The following is a 15,085-nucleotide window of genomic DNA, read 5'->3' on the forward strand; positions in this document are numbered from 1 at the left end:
TATATTTGAGTAAATAAGAATCGAGAAATGACTTCGAGTTTCTATAGAAATCGAGAAGCCACTTCCTGCATAAATTATGAACAAACCATGGTTTCTATATATTGCTAGAACGAGAACAGGAAGATATTACACGGGTATTAGTCAAAGTCCTAAAGAAAGAATAAAAGCTCATAATTCTGGGAATGGAGCTAAATTTGCTGTTAATCAAGGCCCTTTTGAATTAGTTTATGTTTCTTTACCTATCGAGAATAAGCACAAGGCTAGAGAATTGGAGATAAAAGTTAAGGATTGGTCTCAAGAGAAGAAGAATAGGCTAATTACCAAAGAATGGGAATTAGACATTGATTCTTAGGTGAGTAGTAAGATTTTTACCCAGTAATAAATTTATTTTAATGCTGTAGCCCGCCAGCTCCACCCTTAAGCCTTTCTTCGAAGGGTCTTTATGGTATATTAATTATAAATTTTCTTTATTAATAAAACGGAGATAATATGAGTGTAAATCCTCAACAAAATAATTCTTTAATAGAGTTACATATTCCAGACTTTGAACTTGCCAAAAATTTTTATGGAAAATTAGGATTTAACGTTATTTGGGAAAGAGAACCAGAAGACAAAAAGGGCTATCTTATTCTAAAATTAGAAGGTAATATTTTATGCTTTTATTGTGGTAATGAAATGGTTTATCAGCACTCTTATTTTGGTCGTTTTTCTAAAGATACTAAAAGAGGATATGGAGTTGAGATTGTTCTATTGGTAAACGATGTAGAAAAGTCATTCGAAGAAGCGAGTAAATTTGCAAAGGTTATACAAGAACTAAAAGTTAAGCCTTGGGGACTAAAAGATTATAGGATTGAAGACCCATTTGGATTTTACTTACGAATAACAGAGCTTCACGATATATTAGATAAAAATAATACTATTCCTTAGTTAATTATTAAAGTTATATTTGGATTAAATAAAAAGAGATTAATTGATGGGCGTCGAAGAGGGAAATTGATTTTTAGTTATGGCAGAAGAAGATAATATAAAAAAAATTATTAAAGAAGTACCAGAATTAATACTAAAAGATATTGATTCATTTCTTTTGCTTAGAACTGATGGCAATCTATTACTACACCAATATAAATTAGGTGGTGGTAATATACTGGCTTTAATGGGTCAATTTTCAGTTCTAAATTTTCTGGCAAAAGTTTATAAAATATTATCTTCTGGACTAGATGGTATGAATAAAATATCTGAGGAAACTCTTGAAGTTTTGAAAGAGTGTCAGAAGAAAAATCCAGAACTTAAGGTCATAAAACGACCCAACAAGGCAGAAATAATTGAAATTCATTCTTTTATAAAATTAGTAAAAGATTACCCTTTGGATTTGGGTATCCCAAAAGATGATGACGAAAGCATAAGAAAGGTTTGGAATGATATTAGAAACAAAGTTAGCCATATATCTAGTATTGCGAAAGATAATGTAGCAGTAACTTATGAGTTTCAGGATTTGAATTTTTCAGATGCATTGGAAGCGATTAAAAGTGCTACCAAACCGGCTTTTCTTAGAGAAAAAGGAAGGACTTTTTGCTGGGTTGATATGTTGAATAGTAATTTAAGAAGTATCGTCACTTGGATTTGTAATAAAATTGATGCTAGGGAATTTTCAAAAGAAAATATCGAATCAACTATATCCTGGTTAAGGAATGAGGATTTGTAGCATTGTTTTTGGAATAAGTCCAAACTTCTTCAGCTATGCTCCACCCTTAAACCCCTCTCTTGAGGGGTTTAAGGGTATATTTTGATGATAGGAAAAATAGTAGAATTATAATTATGAAACAATGGAATGAAGTATTTAAAAAGCACGGGAAAGTTTTTACTAATCCCCATGAGGATATGAAAAAAATTGGAAGGATTTTCAAAGAACGTAAGGTAAAGAAAATTCTTGATTTAGGTTGTGGCACAGGAAGGCATACTGTTTATTTAGCTAAATGTGGTTTTGATATTTATGGAATGGATATTTCTGAAGAAGGAGTTAGGATTGCCAGAGAATGGCTAAAGAAAGAAGGGCTTAAAGCTAATTTTAAAATCGGTTCCATATATAAGAAGCTGCCATATAAAGATAATTTTTTTGATGCCGTGATTTCCACAAATACTATTCATCATCAAGGAATCGAAAAAGTTCGGGGAACAATTCAAGAGGTTGAGAGGATTTTAAAACCAAAAGGATTAATTTTTATAACGGTTCGCAAAAGAAAGTTTAGAAAATTTTATCCAAATTTTACGATAATCGAAAAATACGGAAAACAAAAATCAAGATATCAAGTGGTTGGTGCTAGAACTTATGTTCCGATAGAGGGAGGGGAAAAGGGATTGCTTCACTATCTTTTTAATAAAGAATTAATAAAAAAGGAGTTCAAAAATTTTAAACTTGATATCTGGGTTGATACTGATAGAAGACATTATTGTTTATTAGGCGAATATAAGAAATAAAGCTTGATTGGGTTGTTTATAGATAAGCTCAAACTTGTTTTACTACACTTTGTTTTAAAGCGCTCCCTATTTTTAAACCCCTCTTTGGAGGGTTTTGTGGTATAATTATTAAAGTTATTAATGAGGATCTCTTATGAAAAAAAGAGGAATATTATTTTTAGGTATTCTTTTATCGTTATTTGTCATCACCTCTATCAACGCATCTGGTAGCGCACCATCTGTTTATAATAGTGATGCCAAAGGTCTCTTAGAAATGCTTTGGGCTAAGCTGGATCAGGCGATTAATGCAAACTACAATGTCAGTATGTTAATGAGATACCATGATCATGAAGGTTCTACAGGTGATGGTTCATTTATAACTAGAGGATTGCCTATTAACACCAACGGTATAAAAAACAATGCCATTACTTCTGCAAAAATAGCAGATGGAACAATTGCCGATGCAGACATATCCGATATAGCTGCTATTTCTGATTCCAAGCTAGCAACTATTGCCACTGCTGGTAAAGTTTCTGATTCTGCTTTATCTTCAAATATTACTAAGTTTGGTTCCTCAATTGACACTGCAGATATTACAGATGGAGCAGTAACTGCAACAAAACTTTCAACTGCCGCAAGAACTCGAAGCGCTTCTCTCTATGTCGGAGATCTCGCAGCCGGAACGAGCGTAGATCTGCCTATAATGATTGCGCAGGGGAATATTACACTTACTAAAGTAAGTTTTGCCAATTTGGGCGCAATTAACCAAAATGATACCGATTATCTCGCTCTTTCTATTGGAAGAGCTAGATCTGGGAGTGGGGGTAATCTTGTTTTTGCTTATACTAAGGCTACGGGAGGCGTTGCTTTGGGAGGTGTTAACTGGAACAATACTTATACAGGGACTTTCTCTGCGTCAGTGATTGCTGGGGATGTTGTTTATTTCCAATGTTTTAATTTTGGTGCCGGAAGATCTCTCAGTCAGTTTATTACAACTATTGAATACACTGTTTCTGAATAATATTATCTAAGCTTTTTCTATCCTGATTTGCCGAGGCTCTATCAAAATTTCGATTTAGAAAAAGGCTCTTATCTGAGCCTTTTTTCTTATTTACCCAACAATTTTTTTGTTTCGGGGCTTTGTTTTGAGAACCAGTCCATTAATTTTTTTCGATGTTTGCCAATAGACCACCCTGATGATTTAAATTCATTCGGATGTTCTCTTTTGTATTGTTCACAAATATTTCTATCTATCCCATAGTTAGGGACATTAAACAGTATATTATAATCTTTAATGAATATTTCCATCATTTCTTCTTTTGTTTTTTGCATAACTACATCATAACATAAGATTTACATAATTTATATGGGGTATTTGGCTAAAATAAGTCCAAAACTTTTTCTACCCCGGCCTGTCGTGGCCTCACTCTTAGGTCTCTCTCAGGAGGGGTTTTGTGGTAATATGGAAAAAGAGTAAAACATAGGAAAAATTGTTTAGTATTTTTAAGCAAGCGATAAAAGAAAAAAGATGGACACTTCTAACTTACTGTTTGGCAGGACTTTTCTTTGTTTGGATATATGTTTCTCTTTTTCCAATCGTTCAAGGATCATCGGTTAACGTTGCCCAACTTGTAAAAAATTTGCCAGAAGGCGTCGTTAAAGCTTTCAGCCTGGATCCAAAATCTTTTACAAGGTTTGAGGGTTTTATTTCCGGTAAACACTTTAGCCTCCTTTGGCCAATTATGCTTATTGGATTAGCTATTTCTTCTGGCAGCGCCTTTATATCCGAAGAAATAGAGAAAAAGACAATCAGTATTTTATTATCAGAGCCTATTTCAAGGACTAAAATATTTTTAGGAAAATTCCTCGCAGGTGTTTTTAATATCTTTATTTTTACCACAGTTTCTATCTTGTTAATTGTCCCTTTGGCTAAAATTTATGGCGTTGCTTATACAGGTGAAGGTTTTTTAAAAATAACTATCATTGGTTTTGTTTTTGGGTTGTCTGTTTTTAGTTTATCTATGTTGTTTTCGGCTATGTTTTCCGAAAAAGGAAAAGTAATCTTTTTAACCTCAGGTACCCTAATGGCAATGTATTTTGCTAATCTCGTCGCTCTTTTAAAGGATAACTTAAGCGGGTTAAAATATTTTTCATTTTTCTATTATTTTAATTATTCAGAAATCTTGGTTCATAACAAAATAGATAATTGGGCTTGGTTAATTTTTTTGGGAACATTTCTTATTTCCAGCTCTTTAGCAATCGTATTGTTTAATAAAAGAGATATCGCAGCATGATTATTTTTATTAGCGGTTCCATAAATTCCGGAGAATCCACTGTGGTAAAACTTTTAGCCAAGAGATTAGATAATGCTATTGTTTCTGAATTAGTCGATCTAAATTTTAGTTTGACCGATTATATAATAAGTGCTACTATATCAATAGTCATTGATATAGGGTTGTTATGAAAAAAACAGTTTGTTGTAACCAAGAGTTAAAAAACTTAATAAGTGCAATAGATTTAAGCGATTTTTTTAAGCTTTTATCTGATCCTAATCGGTTAAAAGTAATTAGTCTTTTAAGTAAGCAAGATTTGTGTGTTTGTAAAATCTATAAATCATTAAGACTTTCGCAAAACCTTGTTTCTCATCATCTATCCAAATTAAAGAGTGCTGGATTACTTAAGGAAAGGCGGGATGGTAATTTTATAATATATAGTCTTGATAAAGTTGTTTTTAGAAAGTATAGAAGCATATTTATTAATTTAATATGAGATAAGAATGGAGATTAAAATTCTAGGCACTGGTTGCCTAAATTGTAATAAACTGGAAGCTAATACAAAACAAGCAATTAAGAATCTTCAGGTAAAGGCAAACATCATAAAAGTTACCGATTTAACGGAAATTCTCTCTTATGGAATTATGAGTACGCCCGCTCTGGTTATAGATGGAGAAATAAAAGCCGTGGGGATGATTCCTGACGTTGAAGATATAGAGGAGATAATTAGGAGTTTAAATAAATGATTAAGATTTTTGCTGATTGGCTAACTTATACTATTTTTAATATAACTCCCAAAACTCTTGTTGCTGAAACAGTAAACTTTTTTATTTACGATACAATTAAAATCTTTTTGTTGCTCATCACGGTTATTTTTATTGTTTCAGTGATCCGTTCTTATTTTCCACCAGAAAAGATCAGAGACATCCTTTCAAAAAGGAAAAAATATGTCGGTCATATTTTGGCGGCTTTATTGGGAATTATTACCCCTTTTTGTACATGCAGCGCCATACCAATGTTTCTTGGCTTTGTAGAAGTAGGAGTTCCACTCGGAATTACGTTTTCCTTTTTAGTTGCTTCACCAATGATCAATGAAGTTGCGCTTGTTTTGTTATTAGGAATGTTTGGTTTTAAAATAGCGGCTATCTATGTAGTAAGCGGACTTATAATAGCTATTATTTCGGGATTAATTATAGGTAATTTAAAAGTTGAAAATCTAGTTGAGGATTTTGTATATAAAAATAAGGGCAAACAATTAGATCTACCCAAGTTAGATTTTCGACAAAGAATTTTTTATGCAAAAAACTATACAATGAATATTGTTAAGCAAGTTTGGTTATTTATATTGATTGGTATTGGTATAGGTGCTTTTATACACGGTTATGTTCCTACTGATTTTCTCGCTAAATATGCAGGGAGTGGAAATTGGTATGCCGTGCCACTGGCCGTGTTGGTTGGCATACCTCTTTATTCAAATGCGGCAGGAATTATTTCTTTGGTTAGTGTTTTAGTCGAGAAGGGGGTTAGTATCGGAACTGTTTTAGCTTTTATGATGGCAGTTACGGGTTTATCCTTACCAGAATTTATGATTTTAAAAAGAGTTATGAAAACCAAGCTTATTCTTATTTTTGCTGGGGTTGTCGGAATTGGGATCATAATTACAGGTTATCTTTTCAATCTAATTATTATTTAGAAAAGTCTCTATTTTTAGCTTTAAACAATCTTTATTGGATATATTTTAGTTAAAAAGGACCTTTTATGGCACTCTAAAAAAGGTAATATATATTTATGATTGAAATAAAATCTGAAAAACTGCCAATATATTTATGGGCAAAAGATATTGAAGAAGGGGCGCTAATGCAGGCTAATAATCTGGCAAATCACCCTTTTGCTTTTCATCATATTGCAATAATGCCTGATGTTCACGAAGGCTATGGTATGCCAATTGGCGGAGTTTTAGCAACTGAAAAAGTAATTATTCCTAACGCGGTTGGTGTAGACATTGGGTGTGGAGTAACTGCCAGAAAAACTTCACTAAAAGGAGTAAGCAAAGAAGATTTAAAAAATATTTTGGGAAAAATTAGGGAAGAAATACCTGTTGGTTTTGCTCATTATAAAGTTTCGCAAGATAAGATAAATATGCCTAAGTTCAATTTTAGTAAAGAAATAGAAAAGGAATATGAATCTGCTTTGCATCAAGTTGGGACATTAGGCGGTGGAAACCATTTTATTGAAATACAAAAAGATAGCAAAGAATATATTTGGATTATGGTACACTCAGGTTCTAGAAATTTAGGTTTTAAAGTGGCACATTTTTATAATCATTTAGCAAAAGAATTGAATAAGAAAAACAAAATAAAGATTTCTGAAAAATGGGATCTGTGCTACCTTGTTCTTCAATCAAAAGAAGGTAAGAGCTATTGGCAGGATATGAACTTCTGTCTTCAGTTTGCATATAATAGTCGTTCTTTAATGCTATCAAAGATTTCTAAAATTTTTGAGGATCATTTTCCGACAGTAGAATTTGAGAAGGAAATTAATATTCATCATAATTATGCAAGCCTTGAAAAACACTTTGGGAAAGAAGTAATTGTTCATAGAAAGGGAGCGATATCTGCCGTAAAAGATCAGATCGGATTAGTACCTGGCTCACAAGGGACACATAGTTATTTAATAAAAGGCCTAGGGAATACTTTAAGTTTTAATAGTTGTGCGCATGGGGCAGGGCGTAGAATGAGCAGGAAAGAAGCCCGCCGATCTCTAAGTTTAGAAGAAGAAAAAAGTAAATTAGATAAAAAAGGGATTCTTCATGCAATTCGCGGCAAGCGAGATTTGGATGAGGCAGCCTCAGCTTATAAGAATATTGAAGAAGTAATGGATAAACAAAAAGATTTAGCGCAGATTATTGAAATATTTGCACCTTTGGCAGTAGTTAAGGGGTAGTTCAAATATTTTTAACTGACAAATGTTAAGGCCTTGCCACGTTTATTGGCTCTACCAGTTCTACCTATTCGGTGGATATAATCTTCATGGTTTTCGGGCGGATCATAGTTTATTACATGTGTGATGTCGCTAATATCTAGTCCTCTGGCAGCTACGTCCGTGGCAACTAGTATATTGAGGTAATCTTGTTTAAAAAGCCTTAAGGCTTTTTCTCTTTTAGTTTGCGGTTTATCTCCATGAATAGAGGTACTTTTGAAACCTCGTTCAAAAAGCTTATTTGATAAATCCTCAACACCTCTTTTGGTTCTACCGAAAATAAGTACTTTCTTAAATTCCTCTTTTATCAAAAGTTCATGCAAAACTTCAATTTTTTCCTGGCCACCTTTTACTTTAACGATATCTTGCTCAATATTTTCTGATGTTATTGATGATTTTATAGAAATAGTAATTGGGTTATTTGAAAAACCCTTGATAAGATTGCTAATTTTAGGGGGAACTGTTGCAGAGAAAAACAAAGATTGTCTGTTTTTTGGTAACAGAGACAATATTTTTTTAATATCGTCGATAAAGCCCATATCTACCATTCTATCCACTTCGTCTAAAACTATATTTTGTACATTATTTAATTTAAGCCTGCCTCTTTGAATTAAATCATTAAGTCTCCCTGGAGTGCCAATAATAAATTGAGGATTTCTATTAAGGTCGAAGATCTGTTGTCGTATATTAACTCCACCTATGCATTGGGCTGAAAATATTTTCATATGTCTTGCAAAATCTTTAAGCTCCGTATCGATTTGACTGGCTAGCTCTCTTGTTGGGGCGACAATCAATACTTTTTGTTCGCGGTCCATAAAAATTTTATTAATTAAAGGAACAATAAAGGCCGCAGTTTTGCCGGTTCCTGTATCTGCAACTCCAATGATATCCTTTTTATCAAGTACGATAGGGATTGCCTGGTCTTGAATTGGAGTAGGGATAATATAGCCCTTAGTTTCAATATTATTTTTTAATTGTTCAACTAAATTAAAATCAGCGAATTTATATTTTGGAGTATATTTTTCTACGTCAGAGGCTGGAGAAGCTTTCTTGATATATTTTGAATAATTATCGATTGATGTATGAGCTCTTCTTTGGAATCTGGAGGGCCTATTATTCTTTTTGCCGGGTTTATAAAAGTAACTACCGTTGCTGGTGCTTTTAAATTGATTATTTTCACTATGACTCTTCGTGGCGAATTTATTTCCGCTTCTTGATTTATTCGATGAGTTGAAACTGCCTTTATACCCACTTTTTGTGGGATTAAAAGATTTTTGATACATAATACTCTTCTTTTCCACCCGCTAAATGCGGGATACTTTAGATTTGTCGCCTGTATGAAATTTCGAGTATTTAATGTATGTATTAATCCTTTTGGTGTTAAAGGCTCGCATCCATATAAACAACCAATAAAGTATATCATAGAACAATAAATTTGTCCAGACTTTTGAGAAATAAGGATGAGTTATTCCAGCATAATTTTATGAGATATAAATTCTGATCTATACAAATTCTAATCTTTTATTTTTATGATAAAATAAATATATGCCAACAGTTAATATCTATTATAAAAATAGCGAAGAAGAATTAAAGATTGAATTTCTAGTAGAAAATTTAAAGCGTTACTTGGCGGGTGAGTTAAGTTGTAAAGATATTAGATTAAAGCCTGACGAGATTAGCGTTAGATTATTGAAGGTTAATGGTGACGGTATGCTAGGGCTAATTGAGTTGGAAGTTAAGGTGCATCAATTCAAAGATAGAGTAAAAAGACAAGATAAAATCTGTAAGAATATCGTGAATTTTATTAGGACACAAGAGCCAACGTTTAAAAACATAAAAGTTTGGTTAATATTAAGTGAGCTTGGGCACAGTTGGTAAAATAAATGAAACTTGTGCTTACATCAGAAGGTAAATGGCAGAAGTTTAATTAAGAATTATTTCTTTTAAGCAATTTTTTCTATATAATATTGATAATTAATGAGGCCTCTTATGAAGAAAAAAAATTATCTGATGTTAGGCATTTTTGTCTCTATCTTTATCGTAACCTCTATTAAAGCAGCTGGCAGCGCACCATCTGTTTATAATAGTGATGCTAAAGGTCTTCTAGAAATGCTCTGGGCTAAACTAGATGAAGCTATAGTATCTAATTACAATGTAGGGATGTTAGTTAGATACCATGATCATGAAGGTACTAACCCCGGAGATTTTGTAAGCAGAGGATTGCCTTTAGGCACAAACGGTATTAAAAACAATGCTATTTCTGGGGGGAAAATAGAAAATAATGCTATAACTACTGATAAAATTTTAGATAATACGGTTACTGCTGCAAAGCTTGCTGTAATGGCTAAAACCCATACCGTTTCTATCCCTATGGGATCTGTAGATGCAGGGACAGGAAAGGCTCAACCAATTTTTATTGCTCCAACTAGCGGAACGGTAACGGCAATATCTTTTGTAAATACATCCGATATTCCAGTAGATGGAACTAATCATACTCATCTTGTTATTCATAAAAACTTAACAGCCGATACAACAGGACAAATTGCTGCTCTTTCCAATGATTCATCTACAATTACCCATAATACTGTTTATCGTCCTGAAATTGGTATTATTAATTCTGACTGGTTAGACTTTGTATCGGGAGATTTTTATACATTTTATAAGATTGATAATGGTTTTGGTTCTGCAATTAATAATATGTTAGTGACCCTTGATTATGTTACTTCTGAATAAATATTCAAACTGTTAAGCCTTTAAAGCCTCTCTTCAAGAGAGGCTTTATGATAATATTAGAATATGAAAGCAACAGATTTAGATAAACAATTAGTTGCGCCTTGCGGCATAAATTGCGCTTACTGTATAGGATACCTTATTAAAAAAACAGGTAAGATGATTAAGGGTAAATATAAGGGATGTATTGGTTGTAGGTCAAGAAATAAACAATGCGCTTTTCTTAAAGGAAGGTGTGAGCTGTTAAGGGAGAATAAAATTGATTTTTGTTATCAATGCGAAAATTTTCCCTGTGATAATTTAAAGAAACTAGAAGCGAGATATAAAAAGAAAAATTGGGATACAAGCTTTATTGAAAATAACGAAAGAATTAAAAGTATAGGTTTAGAGAAATTTATTCTAGAACAGAGGAAAAGATTTACTTGTTCAAAATGTAAGGGAGCTATTTGTATCCATACTTCTTCTTGTTTTAATTGTGGTCATAGTTTTATAGAAAATTTAAAATAATACTTAAATATGAATATTGCTATGAAGGAATTAGAAGAAATAAACATAAAAAAACTTAAAATAGATTTTTGTCATTTAACAATTAAGGAGACTTTAGATATTTTATCATCAGATATAGTAGGCCTTGGTAGTGGTGAAGCAGACAAGAGATTAAATATTTACGGGTTTAACACTCTTCCAGAAAAGAAAAGTAGGACGAAAATCTCTATTTTTTTTAATAATCTTAAGAGTCCGCTAGTCTATGCGCTTTTTTTTGCTGCTGCATTTGCTGGACTAATAGGTGAAATAATTGACGTAGCTATTATTATAATTGTGGTTTTTATTAATACTTTGATTGGGTATATTCAAGAAATTAAAGCTGAAAAAGAGATTGCTTCGCTAAAAGAATTATCCCAGTTTTTTGGAAAAGTTTTACGAGAGAAAAAAATTACAACAATAGTAACTAGTCGTATTGTTCCAGGTGATATTGTAATTCTAGAAGAGGGCGATAGAGTACCAGCAGATGGGAGATTAATTAAGGCAAATAATTTATTAATTAATGAATCTGCTCTCACGGGTGAATCATTTTTGGCGGAAAAGGTAGATGAAAAGATAAATACAAGTGAAAATACTATTCCAAAAAACATGGTTTTTCAAGGTACTACAGTAGCAGAAGGTAGGGGCGAGTTTATTGTTGTTAGTACAGGTACTGAGACTCATTTTGGTAAAATTGCACTCTTTTCGCAAGAAGTTGAAACTGAAACTCCTATTCAGATAAAAATGAAAAAATTAAGTAGAGATATTGGTATAGCTGTTTTAGTCGCTAGTATTATTATTTTGGCTATAGGCATTATTGTTCATAAAGAAATATTGTATATGGTTCAGTTAACAATAAGCTTAGCTGTTTCAGCAATACCAGAAGGTCTACCAATCGCAATCACTATTATTCTGGTTTTAGGCGCAAAAAGAATGGCAAAGAAAAAAGCTATTGTAAGAAATATGATGGCTGTTGAAACACTTGGAACAACTACAATTATTGCTTCTGACAAAACAGGTACATTAACTCACAACAGGCTTAGTGTTGTGGAATTATTTACTGATAAAAAAATTGAATCCAACATTGATATATTGAACTTGGAAGGATCTTTTTCTTCTCAGGGTAGTAAGTATATTGGAAATGACCTAAGAGAGCTATTGGTATCCGGTAGTGTTTGTAATAATGCAGAATTAATTATAGAAGACGGAAATCGTAGGGTTATTGGAGAACCTACTGACAGCGCTATTTTAGCGGCGGCAGCATGTATTGGTTTTTCTAAAAATGAGTTTAAGAGATTAAAAGAAATCCCTTTTTCATCTACAAGAAGAATAACGGCTGTTTTAGCTAAGTCTCCTGAATTATTTATATATACAAAAGGAGCGCCTGAAGAGATATTGAAAATATCCAAAAAGGTTTATTGGGGAGAAAAAGAATTGCTGCTTAATAACAAAGTAAGACAAGAAATAGAGAATCAAATATTAGATATGGCGCAGAGAGGATTAAGGACAATTGCCGTTGCTAAGAAAAGGTTTACGGAGGGAGAAAATTTTAATAAAGAATTTTCAAGTGGGGATTTAATATTTTTAGGTCTAATCGGCATGAGAGATACATATCGTCCCGGGGTTGAAGATGCAATTAAAAAGTGTCAAGCCGCAGGCGTAAAAATTATTATGCTTACTGGGGATCATTTAGAAACTGCTATATCTATTGCTAGAAGCTTGGGGATATATAAACCGGGGGATAGGGCCGTTGTGGCGGATAAGGTTATTGATAATTTATCACAAGAAGATGAGAAGGATAATTTTTCTAATATAACGGTTTTTGCTCGAGTACTGCCTGAACATAAATATAAGATTATTGATTTTCTTAAAAACAAGGGTGAGGTTGTAGCAATGACAGGCGACGGTGTTAATGATGTCCCAGCTTTGAGGAAAGCAGATATAGGAGTTGCGATGGGAGAGTCGGGTACTGATGCAGCTAAAGAATCAGCTGATCTTGTTCTTGTGGATGATAATTTTGCAACTATTATCAATGTAGTTGAGGAAGGAAGAACAATTTTTGAGAATATCAGAAAGACGGTTTTATACTTAATTTCTACTTCTTTGGGGGAGGTTTTAACAGTACTGGGTTCACTAATTTTGAAATTGCCTATACCAATAACACCGCTCCAGATATTATGGATAAATTTAATTACTGATACCTCTGCAATTATACCCTTAGGTATGGAACCAAAAGAGGAAGAACATCTTAAAAAACCACCTCGTAAGTTAAACGAAGGCATAATATCAAATCTTATAAAAAGAAGAAGTATAATAGTCGGTTCTTATATGGTTATTGTTGCTTTGATGCTTTTTGTTGTAAATCTTGGTAAAGGAGATGATTATGCTAGAACAATAACTTTTTTATTTCTGTCTATCTCCCAATGGTTTAATGCATTTAATTGTAGAAGTGAGACCCGCTCAGTTTTCAATATGGATCAATTTTCAAATATACCGCTGCTTTTAGGAATATCACTAAGTTTTTTAGCTCAAATTGTTGTGATGTATATTCATCCTTTTTCTAATATTTTCGGTTTTGTTAAAGTTGGTATATTAGAATGGGTTATTACTATTTTAGCATCTTTCGGTTTGATTATATTGATTGAGATTGATAAACTAATATCAAGAAAATTAAAATTATACAACAAATTTAGGGTCTAGTTTGATTAAGGGGTAAATATGTTTATAGGTTTAATATTAATATTTTGGGGAGGTGTTTGGCTTGCGCAAGAATTTGGTTTTATACCTGCTGATTTGCATATATTTTGGTCAATTTTACTAATAGCAATAGGCATATCGATCATGTTTAAAAAAAGAAACACGTGTCTTTGTGATTTTTGGGATAAGGATGATAAAAAATAAATATTAATAATTTTATTTTATTATTAAGTCTTCGCTAATATCTTTTTATAAACCTTGATATAATTTTCTACCATGTGTTCGGAAGAAAATTTTTCTGCTTGCTTACGGCAATTTTCTCTTTTTAACTCATCAACTTTTTTTACATCTGCCACCATTTGATCTATATTTTCAGAAATATATCCGGATGTTCCGTCAGCGATAATTTCAGGTACGGAGCCGGCTCTAAAAGCTAATACGGGTGCTCCGCATGCCATTGCTTCAACCATAGTTAAACCAAACGGTTCATCCCATTTAATAGGGAATAGATATGCATATGCGTTTTGGAAAAGCTCTAATTTTTTATCGTGATCTACTTCTCCTAGATATATTATTTGTTTATTGTCTATTTCCGGCTCTATTTTAAGTTCAAAAAAATCTTTATCTTCGTAGTCTATTTTGGATGCCATTATTAACTTCATACCTACTTTTTTGGCAACCTGAATAGCTTCTAGGCAGCCTTTTTGTTGTGCTATTCGGCTAAAATATAATAAATAATTTCCTTTGGGATTAGGGTTGTAAGTAAACTCATTTAGATTTATTCCATTATAGACGGTAGACAGCCAATTTAATTTAGGCTGATATTTGCGTTGGTCATTTGAAATGGAGATGAAATGAGAATTATCAAATCTTGAGAAGAATTTTTTTATAGTCTTAAAATTAAGTATGCCATGAAGAGTTGTTAGTTTCGGGATATTTATATCCTTGGACGCCATTAACCCAAAGTATTCATTATGATTATGGAATATATCAAAATGATTTTTTAACAAATAGTTTTTAACGATATCTGCCGCTAAATCTTGTGACATAAAATAATCATATGGCCAGATATTTTCGGGGTTTGTTCTTATAGCCTCTGAGGATACAGGGATTAATTTGGCGGAGGTTAGCGAATCCGCGGATGCAAAAAGAGTAACATCAAAGCCTTTTTTTATTAGTCCTTCTACTAAAAGATATATTACCATTTCAGTTCCGCCATAGCGTGGCGGTGGAACTCTTTCGATCACAGGAGCGAATATAGCTACTTTCATTTTCTACAAATTTTTAGATAACCTAATACTAAGCATACAGAGATTTTAAATCACGGTCAATTTTTACAATCAAATAATCAGATTTTTCGGAATAAATAATAAAAAAACCGCTCTGGTTTTTTGATTGAGCGATATTGGTCATTGTATTATTTATTTTTG

General features: G+C 32.6%; 18 protein-coding genes and 1 pseudogene (1 of these 19 cut by a window edge). 15 read left to right on the forward strand and 4 right to left on the reverse strand.

Translation table 11 applies throughout. The features are described 5' to 3' along the window. Positions 1–76 precede the first annotated feature (76 nt). The 5 genes from COX95_00935 to COX95_00955 all read left to right on the forward strand — a co-directional run bounded on the left by COX95_00935 (position 77) and on the right by COX95_00955 (position 3,475). Positions 77–352: a hypothetical protein gene (locus tag COX95_00935; protein ID PIZ86541.1), complete on the forward strand. Its 276-nt coding sequence runs from the start codon at positions 77–79 to the stop codon at positions 350–352. 137 nt (positions 353–489) lie between these two features. After that, positions 490–927 (forward strand): hypothetical protein, encoded by a 438-nt coding sequence (locus COX95_00940; protein PIZ86542.1) that lies wholly within the window; start codon positions 490–492, stop codon positions 925–927. Positions 928–1,006: 79 nt separating this feature from the next. Beyond that, positions 1,007–1,702 (forward strand): hypothetical protein, encoded by a 696-nt coding sequence (locus COX95_00945; GenBank protein PIZ86543.1) that lies wholly within the window; start codon positions 1,007–1,009, stop codon positions 1,700–1,702. Between the two features lie 113 nt (positions 1,703–1,815). Further along, positions 1,816–2,475, forward strand: a complete 660-nt coding sequence (locus COX95_00950; protein ID PIZ86544.1) for a hypothetical protein — start codon at positions 1,816–1,818, stop codon at positions 2,473–2,475. Between the two features lie 133 nt (positions 2,476–2,608). Further along, entirely contained in the window at positions 2,609–3,475 is an 867-nt protein-coding gene (locus COX95_00955) for a hypothetical protein (GenBank protein PIZ86545.1), read from the forward strand. A gap of 86 nt (positions 3,476–3,561) precedes the next feature. Here the strand turns inward: COX95_00955 and COX95_00960 are convergent, their stop codons facing one another. Next, a complete protein-coding gene (locus COX95_00960) occupies positions 3,562–3,786 on the reverse strand; it encodes a hypothetical protein (protein PIZ86546.1) in 225 nt (74 codons plus the stop codon). Positions 3,787–3,944: 158 nt separating this feature from the next. On the opposite strand from COX95_00960, the gene COX95_00965 reads away from it, so the two are divergent. The 5 genes from COX95_00965 to COX95_00985 all read left to right on the forward strand — a co-directional run bounded on the left by COX95_00965 (position 3,945) and on the right by COX95_00985 (position 7,670). Next, a complete protein-coding gene (locus COX95_00965) occupies positions 3,945–4,748 on the forward strand; it encodes a hypothetical protein (protein PIZ86547.1) in 804 nt (267 codons plus the stop codon). Between the two features lie 166 nt (positions 4,749–4,914). Continuing rightward, on the forward strand, positions 4,915–5,223 hold the full coding sequence (locus tag COX95_00970) for a transcriptional regulator (GenBank protein PIZ86548.1): 309 nt from the start codon (positions 4,915–4,917) through the stop codon (positions 5,221–5,223). 7 nt (positions 5,224–5,230) lie between these two features. Continuing rightward, the gene (locus tag COX95_00975; protein ID PIZ86549.1) at positions 5,231–5,473 is read left to right on the forward strand and encodes a hypothetical protein; all 243 of its coding nucleotides are present in this window, start codon (positions 5,231–5,233) and stop codon (positions 5,471–5,473) included. Beyond that, positions 5,470–6,420: a hypothetical protein gene (locus COX95_00980; protein PIZ86550.1), complete on the forward strand. Its 951-nt coding sequence runs from the start codon at positions 5,470–5,472 to the stop codon at positions 6,418–6,420. The genes COX95_00975 and COX95_00980 overlap by 4 nt, the downstream gene beginning before the upstream one ends. A 95-nt stretch (positions 6,421–6,515) precedes the next feature. Continuing rightward, complete coding sequence (locus COX95_00985; protein ID PIZ86551.1) at positions 6,516–7,670, forward strand: RtcB family protein; 1,155 nt, start codon at positions 6,516–6,518, stop codon at positions 7,668–7,670. Between the two features lie 11 nt (positions 7,671–7,681). On the opposite strand, the gene COX95_00990 is transcribed toward COX95_00985, so the two are convergent. Next, positions 7,682–8,989, reverse strand: coding sequence for an ATP-dependent helicase (locus COX95_00990; GenBank protein PIZ86552.1), 1,308 nt, complete (start codon positions 8,987–8,989; stop codon positions 7,682–7,684). A gap of 262 nt (positions 8,990–9,251) precedes the next feature. Here COX95_00990 and COX95_00995 point away from each other — a divergent pair, with 262 nt between their 5' ends. The 5 genes from COX95_00995 to COX95_01015 all read left to right on the forward strand — a co-directional run bounded on the left by COX95_00995 (position 9,252) and on the right by COX95_01015 (position 13,859). Next, complete coding sequence (locus tag COX95_00995; protein PIZ86553.1) at positions 9,252–9,584, forward strand: hypothetical protein; 333 nt, start codon at positions 9,252–9,254, stop codon at positions 9,582–9,584. Between the two features lie 111 nt (positions 9,585–9,695). Next, a complete protein-coding gene (locus COX95_01000) occupies positions 9,696–10,439 on the forward strand; it encodes a hypothetical protein (GenBank protein ID PIZ86554.1) in 744 nt (247 codons plus the stop codon). A 63-nt stretch (positions 10,440–10,502) separates the two neighbouring features. After that, entirely contained in the window at positions 10,503–10,943 is a 441-nt protein-coding gene (locus tag COX95_01005; protein PIZ86555.1) for a hypothetical protein, read from the forward strand. A 9-nt stretch (positions 10,944–10,952) separates the two neighbouring features. Beyond that, positions 10,953–13,658 carry an ATPase gene (locus COX95_01010; protein PIZ86556.1) on the forward strand — a complete coding sequence of 902 codons (2,706 nt, stop codon included), beginning with the start codon at positions 10,953–10,955 and terminating at the stop codon, positions 13,656–13,658. A gap of 18 nt (positions 13,659–13,676) precedes the next feature. After that, positions 13,677–13,859: a hypothetical protein gene (locus COX95_01015; protein ID PIZ86557.1), complete on the forward strand. Its 183-nt coding sequence runs from the start codon at positions 13,677–13,679 to the stop codon at positions 13,857–13,859. A gap of 23 nt (positions 13,860–13,882) precedes the next feature. Here COX95_01015 and COX95_01020 read toward each other — a convergent pair whose 3' ends face one another. After that, positions 13,883–14,926, reverse strand: coding sequence for a glycosyl transferase (locus COX95_01020; protein PIZ86558.1), 1,044 nt, complete (start codon positions 14,924–14,926; stop codon positions 13,883–13,885). A gap of 150 nt (positions 14,927–15,076) precedes the next feature. Continuing rightward, positions 15,077–15,085, reverse strand: a pseudogene (locus tag COX95_01025) (hypothetical protein) (it continues 282 nt past the right edge of the window).

Source organism: bacterium CG_4_10_14_0_2_um_filter_33_32, assembly GCA_002792735.1.
Lineage (GTDB): Bacteria > Patescibacteriota > CPR2_A > CG2-30-33-46 > CG2-30-33-46 > CG2-30-33-46.

Bases quoted from the DNA above. Each gene is read 5' to 3' on its own strand.
- COX95_00935 (PIZ86541.1), top strand. From the start codon at position 77: ATGAACAAACCATGGTTTCTATATATTGCTAGAACGAGAACAGGAAGA.
- COX95_00940 (PIZ86542.1), top strand. From the start codon at position 490: ATGAGTGTAAATCCTCAACAAAATAATTCTTTAATAGAGTTACATATT.
- COX95_00945 (PIZ86543.1), top strand. From the start codon at position 1,007: ATGGCAGAAGAAGATAATATAAAAAAAATTATTAAAGAAGTACCAGAA.
- COX95_00950 (PIZ86544.1), top strand. From the start codon at position 1,816: ATGAAACAATGGAATGAAGTATTTAAAAAGCACGGGAAAGTTTTTACT.
- COX95_00955 (PIZ86545.1), top strand. From the start codon at position 2,609: ATGAAAAAAAGAGGAATATTATTTTTAGGTATTCTTTTATCGTTATTT.
- COX95_00960 (PIZ86546.1), bottom strand. From the start codon at position 3,786: ATGCAAAAAACAAAAGAAGAAATGATGGAAATATTCATTAAAGATTAT.
- COX95_00970 (PIZ86548.1), top strand. From the start codon at position 4,915: ATGAAAAAAACAGTTTGTTGTAACCAAGAGTTAAAAAACTTAATAAGT.
- COX95_00975 (PIZ86549.1), top strand. From the start codon at position 5,231: ATGGAGATTAAAATTCTAGGCACTGGTTGCCTAAATTGTAATAAACTG.
- COX95_00980 (PIZ86550.1), top strand. From the start codon at position 5,470: ATGATTAAGATTTTTGCTGATTGGCTAACTTATACTATTTTTAATATA.
- COX95_00985 (PIZ86551.1), top strand. From the start codon at position 6,516: ATGATTGAAATAAAATCTGAAAAACTGCCAATATATTTATGGGCAAAA.
- COX95_00990 (PIZ86552.1), bottom strand. From the start codon at position 8,989: ATGTATCAAAAATCTTTTAATCCCACAAAAAGTGGGTATAAAGGCAGT.
- COX95_00995 (PIZ86553.1), top strand. From the start codon at position 9,252: ATGCCAACAGTTAATATCTATTATAAAAATAGCGAAGAAGAATTAAAG.
- COX95_01000 (PIZ86554.1), top strand. From the start codon at position 9,696: ATGAAGAAAAAAAATTATCTGATGTTAGGCATTTTTGTCTCTATCTTT.
- COX95_01005 (PIZ86555.1), top strand. From the start codon at position 10,503: ATGAAAGCAACAGATTTAGATAAACAATTAGTTGCGCCTTGCGGCATA.
- COX95_01010 (PIZ86556.1), top strand. From the start codon at position 10,953: ATGAATATTGCTATGAAGGAATTAGAAGAAATAAACATAAAAAAACTT.
- COX95_01015 (PIZ86557.1), top strand. From the start codon at position 13,677: ATGTTTATAGGTTTAATATTAATATTTTGGGGAGGTGTTTGGCTTGCG.
- COX95_01020 (PIZ86558.1), bottom strand. From the start codon at position 14,926: ATGAAAGTAGCTATATTCGCTCCTGTGATCGAAAGAGTTCCACCGCCA.